Source organism: Paenibacillus salivarius (assembly GCF_051307165.1).
GTDB lineage: Bacteria > Bacillota > Bacilli > Paenibacillales > Paenibacillaceae > Fontibacillus.
Genome location: NZ_CP195592.1, coordinates 3,079,026 through 3,100,000 on the forward strand (window position 1 = coordinate 3,079,026; position 20,975 = coordinate 3,100,000).

The following is a 20,975-nucleotide window of genomic DNA, read 5'->3' on the forward strand; positions in this document are numbered from 1 at the left end:
CCTCCTAGAATCAGATCTATGCGATGATTATCCCATCCTCGATTTTCACGCTACGATCAGCCATTCCCGCGATTTCCGAATTATGCGTAATCATGACGAGAGTTTGTCGAAACCTCCTGTTGCTCAATCGTAAAAGCTCCAAAACACGGGCACTTGATTTACTGTCCAGGTTACCGGTGGGCTCATCCGCTAAGATTATAGCCGGTTTGGTGATCAAGGCTCTCGCAATCGCTACTCTTTGCTGCTGCCCCCCGGACAATTGATTCGTTAATTTCGTTTGCTGGTCGGTGAGATCAAGCATCTCCAGAATTTTTTTTAAATACTCTTCGTCCATTTTCTGATGATTCAGCTCAACCGGAAGAATGATGTTTTCATAAACATTTAAAGAGGGGATTAAGTTATAATTTTGAAAAATAAAACCGATATTCGTTCTTCTAAACAGGGTGAGCTGATCATCGTCAAGACTAGAAAAATCGCATCCATTTAAAACGACTCTTCCTTCTGTCGGATTATCCAGCCCCCCGATCAAGTTCAATAGGGTCGATTTCCCGCTGCCGGAGGTCCCCTCAATCGCGAGAAATTCTCCGCTCTTCACTGTTAGATCCACGCCGTCCAAAGCTTTAGTGACATTCGGCCCTGTTCCGTAGTACTTTTTTAAATTTTCCACCTCGAGGATCTCCACTTGAAAACTCCCTTTCCGAACTAAAATAAAAGGTTTTAAACTACTCGTTTCCCAAATCATAGTAGTTTAAAACCTTTGTACTTTGTTTCATTATATTTGTCTATGATACTTCTTTACCTCCATAAACTTGTCAAATACGCTTCATGGATTCATTCATATAACCTGATGCTTTTTGAATATTCGATATGAGCATGGTATCAATATTGCTGTTATAAGTACTGCAGTTCCTGCCATAACTTTATATAACGGAATCATTTGACCACATAGGTAGAATAATTCGTATCCGGTTATCTTTTTGAAGCTATCTACCATATTTCCCGGAAACATCCCTAAAACTTGATTAAAAAGTCGGCTGCTCTTGCTGGCTGGAATAAATAATGGTCCGAATAAAAAAATACCTATAGCGACCATTACATTAAAGGGATGTTTAAATAGGCTAGAAAGCCATAGCGTTACAGCCCCTACAACCATGCAAGCCAAACTTCCGATAAATAAAGTCCACAAGTAGGTTTCTAATATCGTGTAAGGTACCGGAGCCAAAAGATCAATCAACTGAACGCTGGCGCTTCCTCCCTTAAAACCATAAAAAGCTAAGAACGTAAGTGTATAGAGTAACAAAGCAAAGAACAGTATACTTGTTGCTACAAAAAGGCTTGCTTTAAATTTAGCGAAAATCACCTTATTTCGACCATAACGAGAAGATAAGATAATTGAAACTGCCCCGCTCTGATATTCGCCTGAAAACACTGGAGCCAAGCAAATCGCGATGACCAGAGAAATGATCAAAAATACGCTTTGTAAATACTTGAAAATTTCCTGCCATCCTCTAATATAATCCATTTGAAGAGGGACGGGGATTTTAGCGTTCAGCTTGGTGAAAAAGGAAATTTCATCCGCCGAATAATTACCATAAGAATAGTCAAAATTTAAATATCCGATAACTTTCTCCAGCCGTTTTTGGTAAAAGCCATCCATGTCACTTGGCCTCAATTGAGCAAGAATATTATGGTCATATCCGCTAAGAGAAGAAAAGGCATAGCGGATCAAAGTGAAAATCTGTTCGTCCTTCACTTCATACTTGGCATATGATTCAGTAGTTAATTCTCCAGAATCGTCCGTATTACGGGGATCGTTTATCACGATTTGATATCTTTCAATTGCATCTTCTAATTTTTCTACAGTAAGAGGCCCAGCAAGCCGGCTGTCATACTCTTTGCGTAACTTTATTGCGTCAAGACCACTAAGATCCTTACCATCTTGGTCTAAGATCCACGCCCCATTTACTGTCATAAATATTAGGAATAAGATTACAGCAACTAAAGCTCCTGCCCCCATTATAAAAGTTTTTCTTCTAATAATCTTTCTTATCTCAAAACGGGTCAACGCATCCATGCATCGTTCCCCCCCATTTATTTAAAAAGAGCTACTTGTTAAATAACTTGATGTTTTCGAAATACTCGATACAAATCAGGTAGCATTAATGTGATCATAAAAATCGAAGAAATGATCATAAATTTATATTCAAGAAAAAAATGACCGAAAATACGAATGGCTTCATATTGAGTTATTTTATTGTATACATCAAACATGTAACCCGGGAATAAACCCAACAGGTTATGGAGAATCCGGCTATTTTGTTGAATTGGAATTAGCAAAGGACCGACAAGAATAATTCCACTCGCGATTATTACCTGAAATGGTCCTCTTAAACGGCTTGATAGCCATAAAGTGATAACACTCATGAGAAGACAAGCCATGCCGCCAATGAACACCGTCCATAAATAGGTTTGAAATACGGAATAAGGAACGGGGGCTAGAAGCTCAATGATTTGTATACTGGCATTTCCGCCATCAAAACCGCAAATCGCTAATAGAAGGAGAGTATATGTAAGAACCGCAATTGCATAGAAAAGCAAAGTAATAATAAGGGCTGCTGTTAGTTTTGCAATTATTAATTTATTTCGCCCATAGCGAGAGGATAAAATAATAGAATCAGCTCCGCTTTGATACTCCCCTGCAAAAACAGGAGCAAGACAAATAGAGAGGACGAAAGCTATGATCAAAAATAAACTCTGCAGGTTTTCGAAAACGTTTTCCCAACCATTCACATGCGCAATTTTAAATGGAACGGAAATCTTTTCGTTCATTTTAATAAAAAAATCTTTTTCTTCTTCCGAGTAATTAAAAGAGTCGTCTTGTTGTAAGTAATCGTTCACTTTTTCTAACCGTTTCTGATAAAACACTTTTGCTTCACTTGGTTCCATATTATCAATAACATAGAAGTCGTAGTCCCCCACTGGCGAGAAAGCTGAGCTAACTAAGGTATATATTTGCTCGTACTTCACTAAATTTTTTGCGTTAGCTTCAATCGTGATTTCGCCTTTTCCATCAAGGTTATTCGGGTCATGTTTTATTGAATGCTGCCATTTAACGGCATCGACAATTTTGTCAACGGTTAGCGAACCGGATAGCTGTCTATTATATTCCTTTTGAAGTTGAATTGCAGATATGCCGTGCAAGAATTTACCGTCCTTACCGGTTATACGTTCGTTTGAGATCAATATCATGGATAGGAATACGGCTGCTCCCAGTAAAATTAAAACACCGAACAAAAATGTTTTTTTTCTAATGATTTTTCTTAATTCAAAACGAGTTAGTACATCCAAGACCTTCCCCCCTATCTATATTATTTAACCAAAGTAGGCGATTCATCTTGAAAATGATATAAGTAGAAATCTTCAAGAGTAGGCGAAACCATTTCTGCGTGAGCTACTGGTTTTTCATGAGATACGACGCGTAGTTCCACTAGATCGCCATCATGTCGTAAGTTACTAACACAGAAGTTGGCAATAACTTCCTCTGCTTTAGAAGAAGATACTCGGCAATTCCAAACCCAGTTTTCTATAGTACTCGTCAAGTTTTCCACAGTGCCACTCATTAAAAGCTCGCCTTGTTTCATCACGAGAATTTGATCGGCTATATATTCCACGTCCGAAACAATGTGAGTTGAGAGTATAACTATTTTATCCCGTGCTAAATCGGCGATTAGATTCCGAAAGCGCACTCTTTCTTTAGGGTCCAGGCCAGCCGTCGGTTCGTCCAACACCAATAATTGAGGGTCGTTAAGCATCGCTTGGGCTATCCCTAATCTTTGTTTCATTCCTCCCGAAAAAGTGCGTATTTTTTTCTTAGCAACCTCCTCCAAGGCAACGGTATTCAACAGTTCCCGAGCCTTTAACTTGGATGCGTTCAAGCTGAGGCCCTTTAATGAACCAATGTACCATAAAAATTCTTCGGCGCTGAAATCGGGATAATAGCCAAAATCTTGGGGTAAATACCCTAATAAATCCCTATATCGTTCTCCCAAACTAATTATGTCCCGTCCATTCATCAGAATCGTACCTGAAGTAGGGTTAAGAACTCCGCAGATCATTCGCATTAGCGTCGTTTTTCCCGCTCCGTTAGCTCCGAGCAGTCCGTAAACTCCGCAAGTTAGACTAGCCGAAAGATTATGTACCGCTTTTTTTCCGGAAAAATGTTTGCTGACATGGTTCAAGATTAATTCCATAAATCTTCCTCCTACTATTTTTCAAAAGACCTGTATAACCACGTTATTTATGGAGTATCCAAACTCCGAAAAGTTAGCTTTATCCTGTTTGTTTCAAGACCAATTCCAATTGAGGAGGTTAATAATATGAGCAACCAAATCCATCTTGATGTTGTGTTATACAGGTTAATTGAGGGCGGATTCAGCATCCAAATGAATTGAACTACCGTAATAAGACAAGCGTATGTCACACAATAGTATCTACAATTCATATTTCGCACACGATTTACCAACCACAAACAACCAAAACAAGTAATATTAAAGGGTACCAATAAATAGAGCAACATAATTATTAAATCCATTTCAATCCATACATTTGATAAAATGGCTAGAGACAGCAAACCCATTAAGTCTACAATTCCCATGATACTCAGTCTAACAATGATCAATTTATCAAGAGAATACCGAGTACTTACCTCAATCTCTAAAGTATGATGCGTTAAAGAACGTGTTAAAGTCTGAATACCCGCCATAACCAATAACGGTGCTGCCATCGAGGCAAGCATAATGAGTTGAATAGCTCCCTTTTGTTCGTGAATATAATGGTGAAGTAACAGTCCCGTTCCTAGAACAATCAGCACATGAATCAACCATATTTTCCAGTGAATAAAACGGAGTTGAGCCAAATAAAATTCTCCAAAAGAAGTTCTTTGTTGTTCTTGATCCCGTCTAATTCCCGCTGCTGCCATGTTTATTGTATTCTCTAAATGAAGCTCATCCACGGTTAATGAAGGGTAGTTCTTTAGAATATGGACCACGGCTTGCAATGACTTTTTTTTCAACTGTTTCACCCCACTCCCAATGTTTTCTAAAAACAATTAACCCTCTCTTGATCCTGTATTGTACGATACATACATGGATGCCTGTTATTCTGGAAATTTCTTTATATGTTAAATCCAAACAATATCGCATGAAAATTAACTCACTCTGTTCTTCAGGTAACAGCTTGAGAAATTCATTCACCAACTGCTCCCGTTCAACCAAGTCCTCAACGGAAAGATTCTGCTGTACTAATAAACGTTCTTCGTCGTCTTCAATTTCCATCCAGGTCAGGGGCCTTGGTTTACGCAAATAATCATTACAAAGATGTCGAGCTATCGTAAATAAATATCCACGCAGTTTTCCCATATTGCTGTACTTATTAATATTGCGACAAAAACGGTAAAAAGTTTCTTGAGTCAAATCTTTTGACTCTTCCTTATTACCAATCCGCCAATAACAGTATTTTTGGATATTTGAATAATATTTCTCTATTAATGGAGTCAAATATTCTGTTTCTCCGTTCTGTATGCGACAAATCCATTCACCTTCATCCATCCATGTTTCACCTCCCCTATTATGTAAAACAGTAATTAATCAAAAAAAAATAACTTTTTTTATTTATAGATATAATTTTTTATGTTTCATAAGAATTCGCCTGCATTCGATACAACTGAGCATATCTATTGTTGTCTTGCATAAGGTTAGTATGAGAGCCGATTTCCCTAATTTGTCCGGATTCAAAAACAATAATATGATCAACATGTCTTGTATTCACAAAACGATGGGTAACCATTATGTTCTGCTATCACATCTAAAGAAGCCGTTGGTTCGTCAAGTATTAAAATAGCAGCTGGTTTCATTAAAACTCTCGTAATCGCTAGTTTTTGCCATTGCTCTAAAGAAAGATCAACACCGCCGTACCATTCTTTTTTGAGTTTAGTTTCATATTGATCAGGAAGATTAACAATAAACTCATCTGCACCCGAACATTTTGCCGCAAAAATAATTTGCTCCATATTACTAATTCCATCTATATTACCTAGTCCATTATTTGTTTTCACATCAAAAGGATACCAAGCTATTTGATGTTAAAGAAAATGGGCTTGGTATCCTTTATTAAAAGAGAATGATCTTTGAACTAATTAGCTGCATTATTTATTTAAAATTTTTTCTATCCGCTCCACCGCTTCCTCCACCGTAACCGTCTCCTTCGCTCCCGGGTTGCTCCGTACCGCAAATTCGACTTTGCCTTCCCCGGCACCTTTGCCTACGACGATCCTTACGGGAAGACCGATCAGATCGGCGTCCTTAAATTTGACTCCGGCCCGTTCGTCCCGATCGTCCAGCAGAACCTCTACGCCCAAAGACTGAAGCTTGCCGTAGATTTCCTCGGCCAGCCGCATTTGCGTCTCGTCCTTGACCGCAACCGGCACTACATGAACTTGATAAGGAGCCAGCCCGGTCGGCCATATAATTCCGTGTTCATCATGGTGCTGCTCAATGACCGCGGATAATAGGCGGGACACGCCGATGCCATAGCATCCCATAATCATCGTCCGTGCTTTGCCTGAGTCGTCAAGATATGTTGCCCCCAACTTTTCGCTGTATTTGGTTCCAAGCTTAAACACATGGCCCACTTCGATGCCGCGATAGAACTTCAATTGTCCTTCCGCACATCGAGGGCAACTATCGCCTTCCTGCACCGTACGGAAATCTCCGATATCGGCAAGCTCGACATCCCGCCCCGGTACGATATGGCGGATATGATAATCCGTTTCGTTTGCTCCGGTAATGCCTTGCTCCATTTCCGCAGCCGTATGATCATAGAGAACACGAATTTTTAATCCATAAGGTCCGACAAAACCCGCTTGTACATCTGTCATGGACAATACGGTATCCGCATCAGCAATCTCGACCATTTCGGCGCCTAGGTAGTTTTTGACCTTCACCTCGTTCACTTCCTGGTCTCCCCGGATAACAACGGCAACCGGCTCTCCGTCCGCCATGAACACGATTGTCTTCATCAAAGACTCAGGCGTTACCCCCAAAGAATCCACCAATTGGTCGATCGTCTTGATCCCCGGCGTATGGAATTTTTCCATGGCAGGAATTTTCTCCGTCCGTTCGACTTTACCTTCCTTGCTTGACCGAGACTCCGCCTTCTCCAAATTCGCGGCATAATTACAGCAATCGCAAACGGCAATCGTATCTTCGCCGATCTCCGCCAAGGCCATGAACTCGTGAGTCCCTCCTTCGCCGCCAATGGCTCCCGCATCCGCTTCCACGGCACGAAAATTCAAGCCGCAACGCTCAAAAATCCTGTGGTACACGTCGTACATGTTCCAATAGGAACGATCCAGACTTTCCAAATCCGTGTCGAAGGAGTACGCGTCTTTCATGAGAAATTCACGCCCCCGCAACAATCCGAAACGCGGACGCCGCTCATCACGGTACTTTGTTTGGATTTGATACAGAGTGACCGGAAGCCTGCGGTACGAATTGATCTCCTGCTTCACGAGCGTCGTAATGACCTCTTCGTGGGTAGGTCCCAGCGCAAATTGCCGTCCGTGGCGGTCTGCCAGCCGGATTAGCTCCGGCCCGTAAATCTCGAACCTTCCCGATTCCTGCCACAGCTCCGCCGGTTGCATCGCCGGCATAAGCAATTCTTGGGCTCCCGCCCGGTCCATCTCTTCACGAACGATTTGCTCCGCCTTGCGGAGTACCCTGCGTCCAAGCGGCAAGTAGGTGTAAATTCCCGCCGCAAGCTGGCGGATCAATCCGGCGCGGAGCAGCAGCTGATGACTGATCGCCTCCGCATCTCCCGGCGATTCCCTAAGCGTGTTCAACAATAATTGACTTTGGCGCATATCTATTTCTCCTTTCTTTTTTCAAACAAAAAAAAAAAAAAGACACCTTCGTCAGGGACGAAAGCGTCGTGGTACCACCCTATTTTGACCGCGGATTAAAAGCACGGTCCTCATTTATGATAACGGCATAATGCCGGCAACGGAAACATCTTTGCAGATATACAAAGATGCTTGCGTTTGCAGCTCGCAAGGTAGGAGCAGCGCTCGATCGCTTCGGGAAACCTTTCAGCCGGCGGGTTTCCTCTCTGCTGCCGCGAATGTTGAACGCCAGGGCCTTGGTCAAGGCTTTTTGCAACATGATTTCATTTATTGCTTAAATTACAGGATTTATTCGGAACCGTCAAGCATATTTCCGATCCGGTCGATCCGATTCGTCCAAATCCAGCCGCCGAAATCCTTCGGGAGCCGCTTCATGTCCTCCGCACGATCAAAACCGCTGGAAAAATCGCTCCCATCCCCCCCGACAACAATGACGCGCGTTCCGACCCGGTCCATTCTGGACAAGAATTTATCCGGCCATCCCCAAATCCATGGTGCGATTTTTTCGGGGATATGAAGTTCCGTATTCCTGCAAGCAGCCGGAATATAGCCGGTCCAACCGGAAGCTTCGTAAGAAATCAGGCATTTCTTGAGCGAAGCTTTGGACATCGTCCTCATATCCGGCAACATTTCTTTTAAAGCCGCAATCGGTTCATCTCCGCCATATACGGTGTATTGTTCGAGCTGTTCCTCAGGCATATCCGAAAAATACGAAGCCAGCTGTTTCCCTTCCTCGACATCATTGCTTTTAATGTGTATCAAAAACGATTTATCCGGAAATGCTTTCAGTACTTCGGTCATCGACGGCATCATATGTATTCCTTTTCCGCGAAAAGGGTAAGTTACGCCACCGTCAGCCGTGTATCCGTATCCGATATCCAACAGTTTTAGCTCGGCCATCGTATAGTCCTTGGTTGTTCCATGGCCGTCTGTCCTGCAATCCAGCGTCCAATCGTGAAACACCGCAAATTGTCCGTCCTTTGTCGGCTTAATATCAAATTCCACCATATCCGCTCCCGCCTGAAAAGCCGCCTCCATGGACGGAATCGTATTTTCCAGATAAGGATGTTCCGGCTCATAGATCCGCTCCGCCGTACAAGTATCGTTTTCGATGCCTTCCATCGGAAATGTTTGGGCCAATCCCCGGTGGGCCAACAGTTTTGGTCCTTCCTCGCTATTGCTTACAAACAGCGACGAATTGTTCAAGTAAACAAACAGGAGCACTCCCGCCAAAATCCAGAAGCGCTTTCGCTTGAAAAGTCGTTTTAATTTTTTCATACCGTCCTCCAACAGGAATACACGGTCCGACTCATCCGCAAATGGACATAATGAAGTCAATCGTCCTCGAGGATATAGCCGTTCCCGCGGACAGCGGTAATCTGAAAGGTTTCCCGGCCGTATTTTTTGCGGATCCGGTAAATCAACGCATTGATCTCATCGGCAGTCACATCCGGCAATCCGTCCGCTCCCGGCATCCGGTCATGCCATACATGGGATTTGATCTCCGATATCGTCACGAGCCGGTTGATATTTTGATGCAGCAGCTTTAGAAACAGGTACTCTTTTTCGGACATCAGTATCTTCTGCCCATCGACGTGACACTCCCGTTTCTCCCATAAAATCTCCACATGGCCCGCTGCCAAGCAAACCGTTTCGGGGGTTTCCCGGATCGATTCGAATTCAAGGGTCTCCTCCCCTGAGGTATAGGTAAAATGCAATACAGCAGTTCCCCTGGCCAATTCGATCCGATCATTCGTTTCAAGCACGTAAGGAGCGTGCGGAATAACTCTTACTCCGTTCACTTCGCTGCCGTGCCGGCTCCCCAGGTCGTAAAGCACCGCTTTTTCTCCCTCTCGGCGGATGCTCAAATGTTTTCGCGAAATGAAAATATTGCTGAATTCTACATCCGGGTTACTCTCTTTCGACATTCTCCCCAACTCGATGTCCGCCCGGTTCAATTGGATGCATGTCCCTGGTCGGTAGGGTTCTCCCCGGATGATATACAAACAAGCGTACGTTTCCAGCTTTCTTCCCTCCAGACTCCCTGTCTTCGATAATCTTAGCTTATCTTCCATTCTAACAAAATCGCTGCTTAATGATAAAACACTCATAAGCGACTGATAGTTTCTTGAACGAAAAAAGGAGCCCCAGCCGCATAGCGGTAAAGGCTCCTGTTAGATATTATTCCATTATGAAGCGTGGAAATCCAGGCCGGAACGGACTTCCTTCACATATCCCGCACGGATCGTGAAATCCCCGAAGTGCTCGCCATCCCGGCGCTCCTTGGCATAGTGGGCCAAAATCGTGCGCAACGCGTCCAAAATTTCCGCCTCACCGATGTTTTCCTTGTACAGCTTGTTCAGTCGCTCCCCGGCAAATCCGCCGCCGAGATACATGTTATACTTGCCCGGCGCCTTGCCGATAAAGGCCAGTTCCGCCAGCGCCGGTCTGGCGCACCCGTTAGGGCAGCCTGTCATCCGAATGACGATTTCTTCATTGAGAAGCCCGTTTTCCTCAAGCAGCAGGTCAATTTTTTCGATTAGCGTCGGCATATACCGCTCCGACTCGGCCATCGCGAGACCGCAGGTCGGAAGAGCCACGCAAGCCATCGAATTCCGCCGCAGGGCGGAGAACCGTAGACCGTCGTTGATTCCATGTTTGGCGATCAATTCTTCGATCTTTTTCTTTTTGGCGGTCGTCACATTGGCAATGATCAGGTTTTGATTCCCCGTGAGACGGAAATCTCCAGTGTGCACCTGTGCAATTTCACGGAGTCCGGTCATCAGCGGATAATCGTCTTCGTCCTTGATCCGTCCGTTTTGGATAAACAGCGTGTAATGCCACTTGCCCCCGGTTCCCTTAACCCAACCGTAACGATCTCCATGATGCTCGAAATAGTACGGCTTGGCTTCCTCCAGCTTCCAGCCCAGACGACGGGTCAACTCATCCACGAACCAATCGATTCCCCGGTCATCGATCGTATATTTAAATCGTGCATGTTTGCGAACGGAACGGTCGCCGTAATCCCGCTGGATCGTAACCGTCTTCTCCGCTACGTCGATGACTTGCTCCGGCGTGCAGAAGCCGATAACTTGACCGAGCTGCGGATATGTTTTCGCATCGCCGTGCGTCATACCCATCCCGCCGCCGACCGCGACGTTAAATCCTTTGAGTTGTCCATCCTCCACGATCGCAATGAGCCCCAAATCCTGCGAAAATACGTCAATATCATTGGATGGCGGTACGGCGAGCCCGATTTTGAACTTCCGCGGCAGATACACTTTCCCGTAAATCGGTTCCTGCTCTTCCTGATTATCCTGGCTGTCTACTACCTTTTCCCCGTCAAGCCAGATTTCATGATACGCTTTCGTCCGCGGCTCCAAATGCTCGCTCAGCCGGCATGCCCAATCATACACGGCTCCGTGGATTTCCGATTGATCCGGATTGGGATTGCACATGACGTTCCGGTTTACGTCCCCGCACGCCGCGAGCGTGGTCAGCATGGACTCGTGTACTTCCTGGATCGTTTTTTTCATATTCCATTTCAAAATACCATGCAGCTGCACCGATTGACGGGTCGTCAAACGGATGGTTCCGCTGGAGTACGCTCTGGCAACACGGTCCATCATCAGCCATTGATTCGGCGTTACGACGCCGCCCGGTGCACGGACGCGCAGCATGAATTGATAAGCCGGCTCAAGCTTTTGTTTTTTCCGTTCGTTGCGAAGATCGCGGTCGTCTTGCATATAGCTGCCGTGAAACTTCATCAGCCTGTTTTCGTCCTCGGGAATCGAAGCGGTGATTCGGTCTTCAAGCACTTCGGCAAGCTTGCCGCGCAAATAATTGCTTCGGATCTTGATATCTTCCACATCGCTGTGCGGTGCACTGTTCGGCGATAGCAAATTGTTTTCTGACATGGGTCATTCTCCTTTCACGGGTAACGGGGATAATCGGCTTTAGTACACGTCCCGCTGATAACGTTTTTGCTGCTGCATCCGGCTCAAATATTCCGCCGCTTCTTCCGGGCTGAATCCGCCCTCCCGTTCGATGATCGAAGCGAGAGCCGCATGAACGTCATGAGCCATGTTTTTCTCGTCCCCGCAGACATAGACGGCCGCGCCTTCCTGCAGCCATTGATAAAGCTCACGGCTGTGCTCAAGCATCCGGTGTTGGACATAAACCTTTTGATCGGTATCCCGGGAGAAGGCCACATCCATTTTAGTGAGGACGCCTTCTTTCAACCACCGCTGCCAATCGAGCTGGTACAGGAAATCGGTCGTGAAATGCTGATCCCCGTAGAACAGCCATGTTTTCCCGCTGGCTCCGGTCTCTTCGCGCTCGCTCAAAAAGGCGCGGAACGGTGCAGCTCCGGTTCCGGGCCCGATCATGATGATCGGCGTTTCCGGATTTTCCGGGAGCTTGAAGTTCGGGTTGTGCTGAATGAACACCGGCAAGGAATCTCCCGTCTTGATGCGTTCCGCCAAATGCACCGAGCATACGCCGTAACGGTTCCGTCCATTCGCTTCGTAACGCACCGCCCGCACGGTGACATGGACCTCGTCCGGATTCGCCTTCAGCGAGCTCGCGATCGAGTAAAGGCGCGGCGGAATTTTCCGCAAAAGCGCCGTGAACGACTTGGCCGGCACGCCCTTCAATTCGTAATCCTGGACCAGATCCAGCAGATCATGATTCTGGATGTAAGCCTTCAACTCGGCTTCCTTACCAGGTTCAAGGAGCGTCCGCAATCCGGCATTTCCGGTCAATTCGGCCACCTGGGTAAGCAGCGGTTTCGTCAGCACCGTAATTTCAAAATGCCGAAGCAATGCATCCTGGAGCTTCCGGGTTTCTCCGTTCTTCCCTACCGGCACTTGCTCATCCGCCTGCCATCCCGCTGCTGCGATCAGCTCATCGACGAGCTGCGGATGATTTTCGGGATAAATCCCCAGACTATCGCCCGGCTCATACTGCAAGTTGGAGCCTTCCAGCGAGATTTCGAGATGACGGGTTTCCCGCTTCGAGCCTCTGCCGTTCAGATTCAGGTTCTCAAGCACCTCGGCCCGGAACGGATTGCTCCGCGAGAATTCCGATTCTTCGGAACCGCTTGTTGATGTTATAGGTGCAGCCGCGCCTGTAACGCCGCCTTGAACAGCTTGATTCAATGTGTTAACCACTTGATCCATCCAACCCGCAGCCGACTCCGCGAAATCGACATCACAGTCGACCCGCGGTACGATTGGCGTACCGCCGAGTTCCTCAAAACGCTTGTCGAAATCCTTGCCCGTTTGGCAGAAAAACTCGTAAGACGTATCGCCAAGCGCAAGCACGGAATAACGCAGACCTTCCAGCTTCGGCGCTCTCTTGCTATGAAGAAACTCATAGAACGGGATCGCATTATCCGGCGGTTCTCCCTCTCCTTGCGTACTGACGATAACAAGAAGGTTTTCGATTTTTTTCAGATTGTTCGGTTTAAAATCGCCCATGGAAGACAGCGATACCTGAAAGCCTTGCTCTTCCAGCTTTTTCGTAAGTTTCTTCGCCAACCCGTTACTGTTGCCCGTTTGGGAACCGAACAATACGGTTACTTCTTTCGACACGGCCGCAACCGGCACCGCGTTGGTTTGCCCAACCGCGCCTACGGGAGACGCAGTCACTGCAGCCGCTCCTTGCTGTGCCGCCAAAAATCCGCTCAACCATAACCGTTGATTATCCGTCAACGAAGGTATCAACCGATTCAGCAAATCCACCTGTTCCTGTGTAAATGGGCTGTTAACCACTTGAAATTCCAACATATCCACCTCACGTAACGTCCAAAATACAATTCCTACTAATAAGATCAGAATTATTCTTACTTGAACTTAACACAGCTGGCGAATATGGTCAATTCGAATCATTTTATAGGAGTTATTAGGTTTGCTGATAAAGGCAAAATAGGTGCAATAAGCCTTACACCTCCAAATGGGCGAATGCATATGCTGGATCAAAATCAATCAATTGGAGAGTGACACTGTGATCGGAAATTACGGCGCTCCGCGCCACTTAGCTTGGCACGAAACGATGGAACTGCATGAACTGACCGCATTTCAAGCCACGCATTTGGCCTTGTTTAAACAAAAGCTGCACATGATCAAAGACCCCGAATTATGTGAACTTTATTTGGAAGCCATTCGGAGCATGGAAAACAACTTGAGGGACTTGTTGAAATTTTATCCCTTGGCGCCGCATGCCCACCAACGCAGTGGCATGCCCGATTTTACGGCGTTTGAAGCCGCCGGGCTGCTCGGGTTCGCCAAAACGACCGTCCGCACCTATGCGATCGCCATTACCGAGACCGCAACCCCCTTGCTGCGGGACACCTTCCAAAAGCAGCTTAACGATGCGATTTGCTTTCATGCCCGTGTCTTCAATTTTATGTATGCCCGCGGCTACTATCCAGCTTATAATCTGAACGAACTGCTGGCGAACGACGTTAAAATAGCGAATGAAGCGCTTAGGATGTAATTTGTTTTTATATTTATAAAAGAAATAGCGCCGGTATCGGCGCTTTTTACGTTTTCGGCCCTAAATGGGCTTCGCTGGCTATTCATCGGGCATTTGTTCCAGCTTTAACTTCATTTCGTCAATCGCCGCTTGCCCATCCTTTTCAATCTTTTCAATCGCGTCGTCTATCGTGATTTTATTCTCTATGGCCTCTTGGATCACGTTTTGACCAACTTCTTTAAAAGCGTTTATGATTTCATAATGAATATAGTCATAGGGATTGTTGCTTTTCGTGACGGGATCCAGCTCGTACAAGGGCGATAAATCATGGCCATCTACGGGTTTGATCAGATCCGTTTGTGCGGGCAACCCCATGGAAATTTGATCCTGCTGGTTTTTTTTCATTTTCTGCGCATCGTTCGTGATGAACTGGACTAACTCCCAAGCCTCCTCTTCATGCTCCGTCTTGGCGGATATCCCGTAAATCTCCTGTACCTCGTAATAGTCGCTTTGTCCCCGGCTTCTGCTACCCACCGGAACGGTGACCATATCCCAATTGACACTTTTGGCACCGATAAAATGGCTATAATCTTCAAAGTTATAAGCGGTCGTGTACGATTGAATTTCCATCGCGGCATGACCCGTCAATATAGGCGCCGGTTCGATTTCACCCGTAGGATCATCATCCTTGTCATATACGGCTTTATCGCGGAATGCATCGATGACCGTTTGAAAGATGCCATGCCATGCGGCTGAATCCATATTCACTTGCAAGGTCCGGGCATCCATAAAAGTCAGGCCTTCCGTCTGTCCGATTCTGAGGATCATCGAGAAGGGTATATTTATGTAATAATTCGATTTAAATCCGTACAGGGCCTCGCCATCCGCATTTCGTTCAGGAAACCTTTTCGCAAGATCAAGAACTTCCTCCCATGTCATTTGGTTTTGAGGAAACGGAATCCCGTACTGGTTAAAAAGATCTTTATTGTAGTAAATGGCATGGCTGATAAAAGATGGACTTAAGGCGTATAAAAGACCGTCTGTCTCCGATCGCAATGCATTCGCAACGACAGGGCTAAACTCCGAGATCGGATATTTTTCATCCCTAAGCTTTTGTTCTAAGTTAAGAAGTTTCCCTTCATCAATCAACCGGTTATAAACCGTAACTTGATCCATAAACAGCACATCGGCAGAGGGCTCCGTCGATTCGTCGGACAGATCCTCTTCAATGACATGAATCGTAATATGGCTGTATTTATCTTCAAAATCATGTCCGTACATTTGATAAAATAGCTTTTCGGAAGGAAAGTTAATTGTAAGGGTAACCGGCTCCTTCGATAGGCGATTCGTGCAGCCGGATGCCATGAGCAGGCTTATCGATAATGAAATCATGATCATTTTTCTTAACATCTTTTCTTTCCCTCACTATAAAGAGGGGGAATGCTCCCCCTCTTCTTAAAATCGAATTTTACCAGCTTGCTGAAGCGTAGGATTGATCGCTGGATGTTCCATCCGTGTAATATGTTCGCGAAGCGGCATTCAACGAATAGGAATTCGAGCTTGAGTACGTACTGTCTTTTGTATACCATGCGGCCTCATAACCTTTAGTCGTCGCGGACGAAGTCCCTGACTCCTTTTGCGTGGAACCCTGATAGAACGTTCCGGTCACGTTAATGCTTTTGAATTTGGAATTCGTTGATAAGGCATACGCCTTACCTCTGACGTAACTGCTCGATTGTTGAGAGTACCCGATATACGCATCGGTCTCCGAGTTCGGATCCTTAGCGGCAAATACGGGGATAGCTGCGGTCACAGCCATAACAACGGCAAATGCGGCAATGCTCCATCTTTTCTTCATAAATCAGGTCTCCTCCCAAAAATTAATGTTTTCTGACTTACCCGGAAGTAAGCATGTAGGTTTAACATGATGAAAAAAATCTTACAAACTAACACTAGTAATTAGCGTGCAAGCTTCATCTATGCAATCAGAAGTCATTCGACTCCGCCTACATCAATCCATCGGGGCTATCTTTTTTAATTCTTGTTCGGCCTTTGCCTGTAATGTATCCAAGCCTTCTTGTACCGAGAGCGTACGGCTTACGATTTGATCCAAAATTTGTTGTGAAACCGTTAATAACTCGGTTGGCAGCATATCATGTTCCTGAACTGTCCTTGGTGTCAATTTATGAAAAGGGGTGACGTTTACTCTATCTTCCTCTTTCGAAACAACCTGTTCCAGTAAAGAGGAAAAGCCGTAATCGGAACGGTATTCCCAACGAGCGACTTCTTCGGAACTGAAAAATTTAAGAAGCTCCCAAGCCGCGTCTTTATCATCCGACGAATTCAAAATGGCGAAAAACCCGGGTACCCTTAAGGAATCGGATTGATCCGGTTGAGCCGGATCGATAGGCATGGTTACGGTTGACCAGGCGAAAGGAAGCTTCTCTTGCTCCAGGCGTTTGTAGTCATCGTAACTTACTACGGCCATGGCCCTCTCACCCGATAAAAAAGGAGTCAAATAAGAGTTTTGATCCGCGTTAATATCTAAAGATCCATTAATATAGGCCTGAATCGCGTTTTCCCAAATGGGTATCCATGATTTTCCGTTAAAAGACACTTGTTGTTGTTCACGGTCGAATGCCTTTAGGCCCGATGTTTGTCCAATATGTAAAATCAAATCCAGCAAGTTCGCATTTTTAAGCGAAATTCCTTTGATATTACTAGAATCGGTAGACGGGAATCTGCTGGAAAGCAATAGAATACTCTCCCATGTCATTTGATCCTCGGGATATTCAATTTTATATGTATCAAATAAATCCTTATTGTAAACGATCGCGTTACCGTAAAAATTCGTGGGCAGTCCGTACATCTTTCCGTTCCCATACGCCTTCGTCAATTCAATGACGCTGGGCACAAAACGTTCCAAGTCGAAACCGTCTTTTTGGATTAGCGGACCGATGTCTGCAAGCAAGCCTTCTTGTATAAAAGATTCCATTCGTTCCGAGGGCAAATAAATGACATCCGCCTGATTATCCTTCACCCATTGGATGGGGTTTGTTTCTGGATTCAAAAGATCTTTTGTCGAGACAACCTGAATTTTGAAGTTCGGATAATCGTTTTCGAGCAATTCCGAATACCTTTGCTTGAAATGTTCCTCTTTTGTATATCCGACGTCTATAGTTATATTTTTATCCTTGGGAAAAGATCTCGTTTCCGTAGAACAACCGGAAATAAGCAACAAACATAGCAGAGTGCACACTATCATCCTGATCTTCGAATACAACCTTTTATAACCCCCATTTCCGCTGCGGCCAAACATGAAGTTAAAATATTATTCAATTGGTAGATTATTACTTTTATAGCAATGTTACATCATTTGTTAACATGAGTCAAGTTTCAAAAGAGCATTGTATAAGCGCTTTTCCTATCGAATGATGTGCTACCAAACTCCCTATTTCTATGCCTATAAGTAAAAGAGCCGCCTCTAAACGAAGGCAACCTTTTTTTATGTAACAACTATATATGTTTCTTCATTGCAAGTATCGTTCCCAGATGGAGCCCTTCATGAAAAATCGTTCTCACTAAAACCTGCTCAATCGTGTGCATCCCCATTTCGGTTGGCGGAAACTCCTCCTCCAAACGGTGCCCGTATCTCTTCAAGATATCGGTCGGCTGTTGTCTAACTCTAATAAACTTGTAAAAGAGGGAGTATCCGTGGTAAAGTCCTCCGGACGGGTACCAAATCCGAACCATTGATTGAAACTAGAGGGGAGCGACTGATCATCCTCTTTCGTCAACGATCGGATCCATAAGTATTGATCCAAATAAATATGGCCGAGGTTCCAACGAATGTTATTGTTAAACCCTTCCGGGGTGAGGAAAATTCCTGAAGATTTGAAGGTAATTTATATGAGCATACAAAAGAGCACCACCGTTTCTTACGGTAGTGCTCTTTATCTTTGCTTGGCGGCGTCCTACTCTCCCAGGACCCTTCGGTCCAAGTACCATCGGCGCTGGAGGGCTTAACGGTCGTGTTCGGGATGGGTACGCGTGGAACCCCTCCGCCATCGCCACCAAACGGGCATTTGGTTTAAAAACAAATGCTAATACAGGAAACAGCATCGCCAAATGCTGTAAGCCTACTTCACTAAAGTAGCCGCTCGGACTACTTCAGATCCGTGCTTGCTCCCTGAAAACCGGATACGAAACTTCATTTGCGTGTTAGCCCTTACTGGGTTTCCCGGGGTCCCCGAAAAGTAATCGGAATTACCTTCGAAGCCTCGCGTCACTTTTTGGGGTATTTTTGGATAAGCCCTCGACCGATTAGTACTGGTCAGCTCCACACATTGCTGTGCTTCCACCCCCAGCCTATCAACCTCGTCGTCTTCAAGGGGTCTTACGAGTTGGGAAATCTCATCTTGAGGGGGGCTTCACGCTTAGATGCTTTCAGCGCTTATCCCGTCCGCACTTAGCTACCCAGCTGTGCTCCTGGCGGAACAACTGGTGCACCAGCGGTGCGTCCATCCCGGTCCTCTCGTACTAAGGACAGCTCCTCTCAAATTTCCTACGCCCACGACAGATAGGGACCGAACTGTCTCACGACGTTCTGAACCCAGCTCGCGTACCGCTTTAATGGGCGAACAGCCCAACCCTTGGGACCTACTTCAGCCCCAGGATGCGATGAGCCGACATCGAGGTGCCAAACCTCCCCGTCGATGTGGACTCTTGGGGGAGATAAGCCTGTTATCCCCAGGGTAGCTTTTATCCGTTGAGCGATGGCCCTTCCATGCGGTACCACCGGATCACTAAGCCCGACTTTCGTCCCTGCTCGACTTGTCAGTCTCGCAGTCAAGCTCCCTTATGCCTTTGCACTCTTCGAATGATTTCCAACCATTCTGAGGGAACCTTGGGGCGCCTCCGTTACTCTTTAGGAGGCGACCGCCCCAGTCAAACTGCCCGCCTGACACTGTCCCCGCACCGGATCACGGTACCAGGTTAGAACTCCGATACGATCAGGGTGGTATCCCAACGGCGCCTCCACCGAAGCTGGCGCTCCGGCTTCCTAGGCTCCCACCTATCCTGTACAAATCGTATCAAAGTCCAATATCAAGCTGCAGTAAAGCTCCATGGGGTCTTTCCGTCTTGTCGCGGGTAACCTGCATCTTCACAGGTATTAAAATTTCACCGGATCTCTCGTTGAGACAGCGCCCAAGTCGTTACGCCATTCGTGCGGGTCAGAATTTACCTGACAAGGAATTTCGCTACCTTAGGACCGTTATAGTTACGGCCGCCGTTTACTGGGGCTTCAGTTCATAGCTTCGGGATTGCTCCCTAACCACTCCCCTTAACCTTCCAGCACCGGGCAGGCGTCAGCCCGTATACTTCGCCTTGCGGCTTCGCACAGACCTGTGTTTTTGCTAAACAGTCGCTTGGGCCTTTTCACTGCGGCCCCCTCGGGCTATTCACCCTACCGAGGCACCCCTTCTCCCGAAGTTACGGGGTCATTTTGCCGAGTTCCTTAACGAGAGTTCTTCCGCGCGCCTTAGAATTCTCTTCTCGCCTACCTGTGTCGGTTTGCGGTACGGGCACCTTCACCTGGCTAGAGGCTTTTCTTGGCAGTGTGAGATCATGACCTTCGGTACTGTAAATTTTCCCTCCCCATCACAGCCCAGCCTTAACGATGTGCGGATTTGCCTACACATCAGCCTCACTGCTTGGACGAGCATCCATCAGCTCGCGTCACTACCCTACTGCGTCACCCCATTGCTCATAACGGTTTACGGTGGTACAGGAATTTCCACCTGTTGTCCTTCGACTACGCCTTTCGGCCTCGCCTTAGGTCCCGACTTACCCTGAGCGGACGAACCTTCCTCAGGAACCCTTAGGCTTTCGGCGGATCAGATTCTCACTGATCTTTTCGTTACTCATACCGGCATTCTCACTTGAATGCAGTCCACCAGTCCTTCCGGTCTGACTTCAACCCGCATTCAACGCTCCCCTACCCCTGAATCGACTTCACTCCAGCTTCGAAGTGTGTTTAACCCCGAGGACCATTTGGCCGAAACCCTTGAACAAATTCAAAAGTCGCTTTCGGCAAAAATGTCATCGGTTAAACACCGCCTCAAAGAAGCAGTGAAGTCGATTCAAGCCATAGCTTCGGTGGTGTGTTTAGCCCCGTTACATTTTCGGCGCAGAGTCACTCGACCAGTGAGCTATTACGCACTCTTTAAATGGTGGCTGCTTCTAAGCCAACATCCTGGTTGTCTGTGCAACTCCACATCCTTTCCCACTTAACACACACTTGGGGACCTTAGCTGATGGTCTGGGCTGTTTCCCTTTTGACAATGGATCTTAGCACTCACTGTCTGACTCCCGGATAATCAGTCTATGGCATTCGGAGTTTGACTGAGCTTGGTAACCCTTGCGGGCCCCGCACCCAATCAGTGCTCTACCTCCACGACTGTCATTTCCGAGGCTAGCCCTAAAGCTATTTCGGGGAGAACCAGCTATCTCCGAGTTCGATTGGAATTTCTCCGCTACC

Annotated in this window: 16 protein-coding genes, 2 rRNA genes and 1 pseudogene (1 of these 19 only partly in view); 1 reads left to right on the forward strand and 18 read right to left on the reverse strand. The window is 46.2% G+C overall.

Annotated elements, in window-relative coordinates; translation table 11 throughout:
* Positions 1 to 16: 16 nt before the first annotated feature.
* The 12 genes from ACSFXJ_RS13960 to ACSFXJ_RS14015 all read right to left on the reverse strand — a co-directional run bounded on the left by ACSFXJ_RS13960 (position 17) and on the right by ACSFXJ_RS14015 (position 13,743).
* The gene (locus ACSFXJ_RS13960; RefSeq protein WP_435920958.1) at positions 17 to 682 is read right to left on the reverse strand and encodes an ABC transporter ATP-binding protein; all 666 of its coding nucleotides are present in this window, start codon (positions 680 to 682) and stop codon (positions 17 to 19) included.
* Between the two features lie 153 nt (positions 683 to 835).
* Complete coding sequence (locus ACSFXJ_RS13965) at positions 836 to 2,074, reverse strand: ABC transporter permease subunit (RefSeq protein WP_435920960.1); 1,239 nt, start codon at positions 2,072 to 2,074, stop codon at positions 836 to 838.
* Positions 2,075 to 2,112: 38 nt separating this feature from the next.
* Positions 2,113 to 3,348, reverse strand: coding sequence for an ABC transporter permease subunit (locus ACSFXJ_RS13970; RefSeq protein WP_435920961.1), 1,236 nt, complete (start codon positions 3,346 to 3,348; stop codon positions 2,113 to 2,115).
* A 20-nt stretch (positions 3,349 to 3,368) separates the two neighbouring features.
* A complete protein-coding gene (locus ACSFXJ_RS13975) occupies positions 3,369 to 4,250 on the reverse strand; it encodes an ABC transporter ATP-binding protein (RefSeq protein WP_435920962.1) in 882 nt (293 codons plus the stop codon).
* A gap of 47 nt (positions 4,251 to 4,297) precedes the next feature.
* Positions 4,298 to 5,071 (reverse strand): hypothetical protein, encoded by a 774-nt coding sequence (locus ACSFXJ_RS13980; RefSeq protein ID WP_435920963.1) that lies wholly within the window; start codon positions 5,069 to 5,071, stop codon positions 4,298 to 4,300.
* Complete coding sequence (locus tag ACSFXJ_RS13985; protein WP_435920964.1) at positions 5,004 to 5,606, reverse strand: RNA polymerase sigma factor; 603 nt, start codon at positions 5,604 to 5,606, stop codon at positions 5,004 to 5,006. The genes ACSFXJ_RS13980 and ACSFXJ_RS13985 overlap by 68 nt, the downstream gene beginning before the upstream one ends.
* 200 nt (positions 5,607 to 5,806) lie before the next feature.
* The gene (locus tag ACSFXJ_RS13990; protein WP_435920965.1) at positions 5,807 to 6,067 is read right to left on the reverse strand and encodes an ATP-binding cassette domain-containing protein; all 261 of its coding nucleotides are present in this window, start codon (positions 6,065 to 6,067) and stop codon (positions 5,807 to 5,809) included.
* A gap of 135 nt (positions 6,068 to 6,202) precedes the next feature.
* Positions 6,203 to 7,918 carry a proline--tRNA ligase gene (locus tag ACSFXJ_RS13995; protein ID WP_435920966.1) on the reverse strand — a complete coding sequence of 572 codons (1,716 nt, stop codon included), beginning with the start codon at positions 7,916 to 7,918 and terminating at the stop codon, positions 6,203 to 6,205.
* Positions 7,919 to 8,245: 327 nt separating this feature from the next.
* Positions 8,246 to 9,235 carry a glycerophosphodiester phosphodiesterase family protein gene (locus tag ACSFXJ_RS14000; protein WP_435920967.1) on the reverse strand — a complete coding sequence of 330 codons (990 nt, stop codon included), beginning with the start codon at positions 9,233 to 9,235 and terminating at the stop codon, positions 8,246 to 8,248.
* Positions 9,236 to 9,291: 56 nt separating this feature from the next.
* Positions 9,292 to 10,032: an FHA domain-containing protein gene (locus tag ACSFXJ_RS14005; RefSeq protein WP_435920968.1), complete on the reverse strand. Its 741-nt coding sequence runs from the start codon at positions 10,030 to 10,032 to the stop codon at positions 9,292 to 9,294.
* Positions 10,033 to 10,146: 114 nt separating this feature from the next.
* Positions 10,147 to 11,874, reverse strand: a complete 1,728-nt coding sequence (gene cysI / locus ACSFXJ_RS14010; RefSeq protein WP_435920969.1) for an assimilatory sulfite reductase (NADPH) hemoprotein subunit — start codon at positions 11,872 to 11,874, stop codon at positions 10,147 to 10,149.
* Between the two features lie 39 nt (positions 11,875 to 11,913).
* Complete coding sequence (locus ACSFXJ_RS14015; RefSeq protein ID WP_435925766.1) at positions 11,914 to 13,743, reverse strand: assimilatory sulfite reductase (NADPH) flavoprotein subunit; 1,830 nt, start codon at positions 13,741 to 13,743, stop codon at positions 11,914 to 11,916.
* A 268-nt stretch (positions 13,744 to 14,011) separates the two neighbouring features.
* Between ACSFXJ_RS14015 and ACSFXJ_RS14020 the strand changes: the two genes are divergently transcribed.
* Positions 14,012 to 14,455, forward strand: a complete 444-nt coding sequence (locus ACSFXJ_RS14020; protein WP_435925767.1) for a spore coat protein — start codon at positions 14,012 to 14,014, stop codon at positions 14,453 to 14,455.
* A gap of 78 nt (positions 14,456 to 14,533) precedes the next feature.
* On the opposite strand, the gene ACSFXJ_RS14025 is transcribed toward ACSFXJ_RS14020, so the two are convergent.
* The 6 genes and pseudogenes from ACSFXJ_RS14025 to ACSFXJ_RS14050 form a co-directional block, all read right to left on the reverse strand.
* Positions 14,534 to 15,844 carry an ABC transporter substrate-binding protein gene (locus tag ACSFXJ_RS14025; protein ID WP_435920970.1) on the reverse strand — a complete coding sequence of 437 codons (1,311 nt, stop codon included), beginning with the start codon at positions 15,842 to 15,844 and terminating at the stop codon, positions 14,534 to 14,536.
* A gap of 58 nt (positions 15,845 to 15,902) precedes the next feature.
* A complete protein-coding gene (locus ACSFXJ_RS14030) occupies positions 15,903 to 16,292 on the reverse strand; it encodes a hypothetical protein (RefSeq protein WP_435920971.1) in 390 nt (129 codons plus the stop codon).
* 153 nt (positions 16,293 to 16,445) lie between these two features.
* Complete coding sequence (locus tag ACSFXJ_RS14035) at positions 16,446 to 17,753, reverse strand: ABC transporter substrate-binding protein (protein ID WP_435920972.1); 1,308 nt, start codon at positions 17,751 to 17,753, stop codon at positions 16,446 to 16,448.
* A 197-nt stretch (positions 17,754 to 17,950) separates the two neighbouring features.
* Positions 17,951 to 18,312 (reverse strand): annotated as a pseudogene (locus tag ACSFXJ_RS14040) (DinB family protein); the annotation flags it as partial.
* Positions 18,313 to 18,395: 83 nt separating this feature from the next.
* A 5S ribosomal RNA gene (rrf, locus tag ACSFXJ_RS14045) occupies positions 18,396 to 18,512 on the reverse strand.
* A 225-nt stretch (positions 18,513 to 18,737) separates the two neighbouring features.
* A 23S ribosomal RNA gene (locus ACSFXJ_RS14050) occupies positions 18,738 to 20,975 on the reverse strand (it continues 819 nt past the right edge of the window).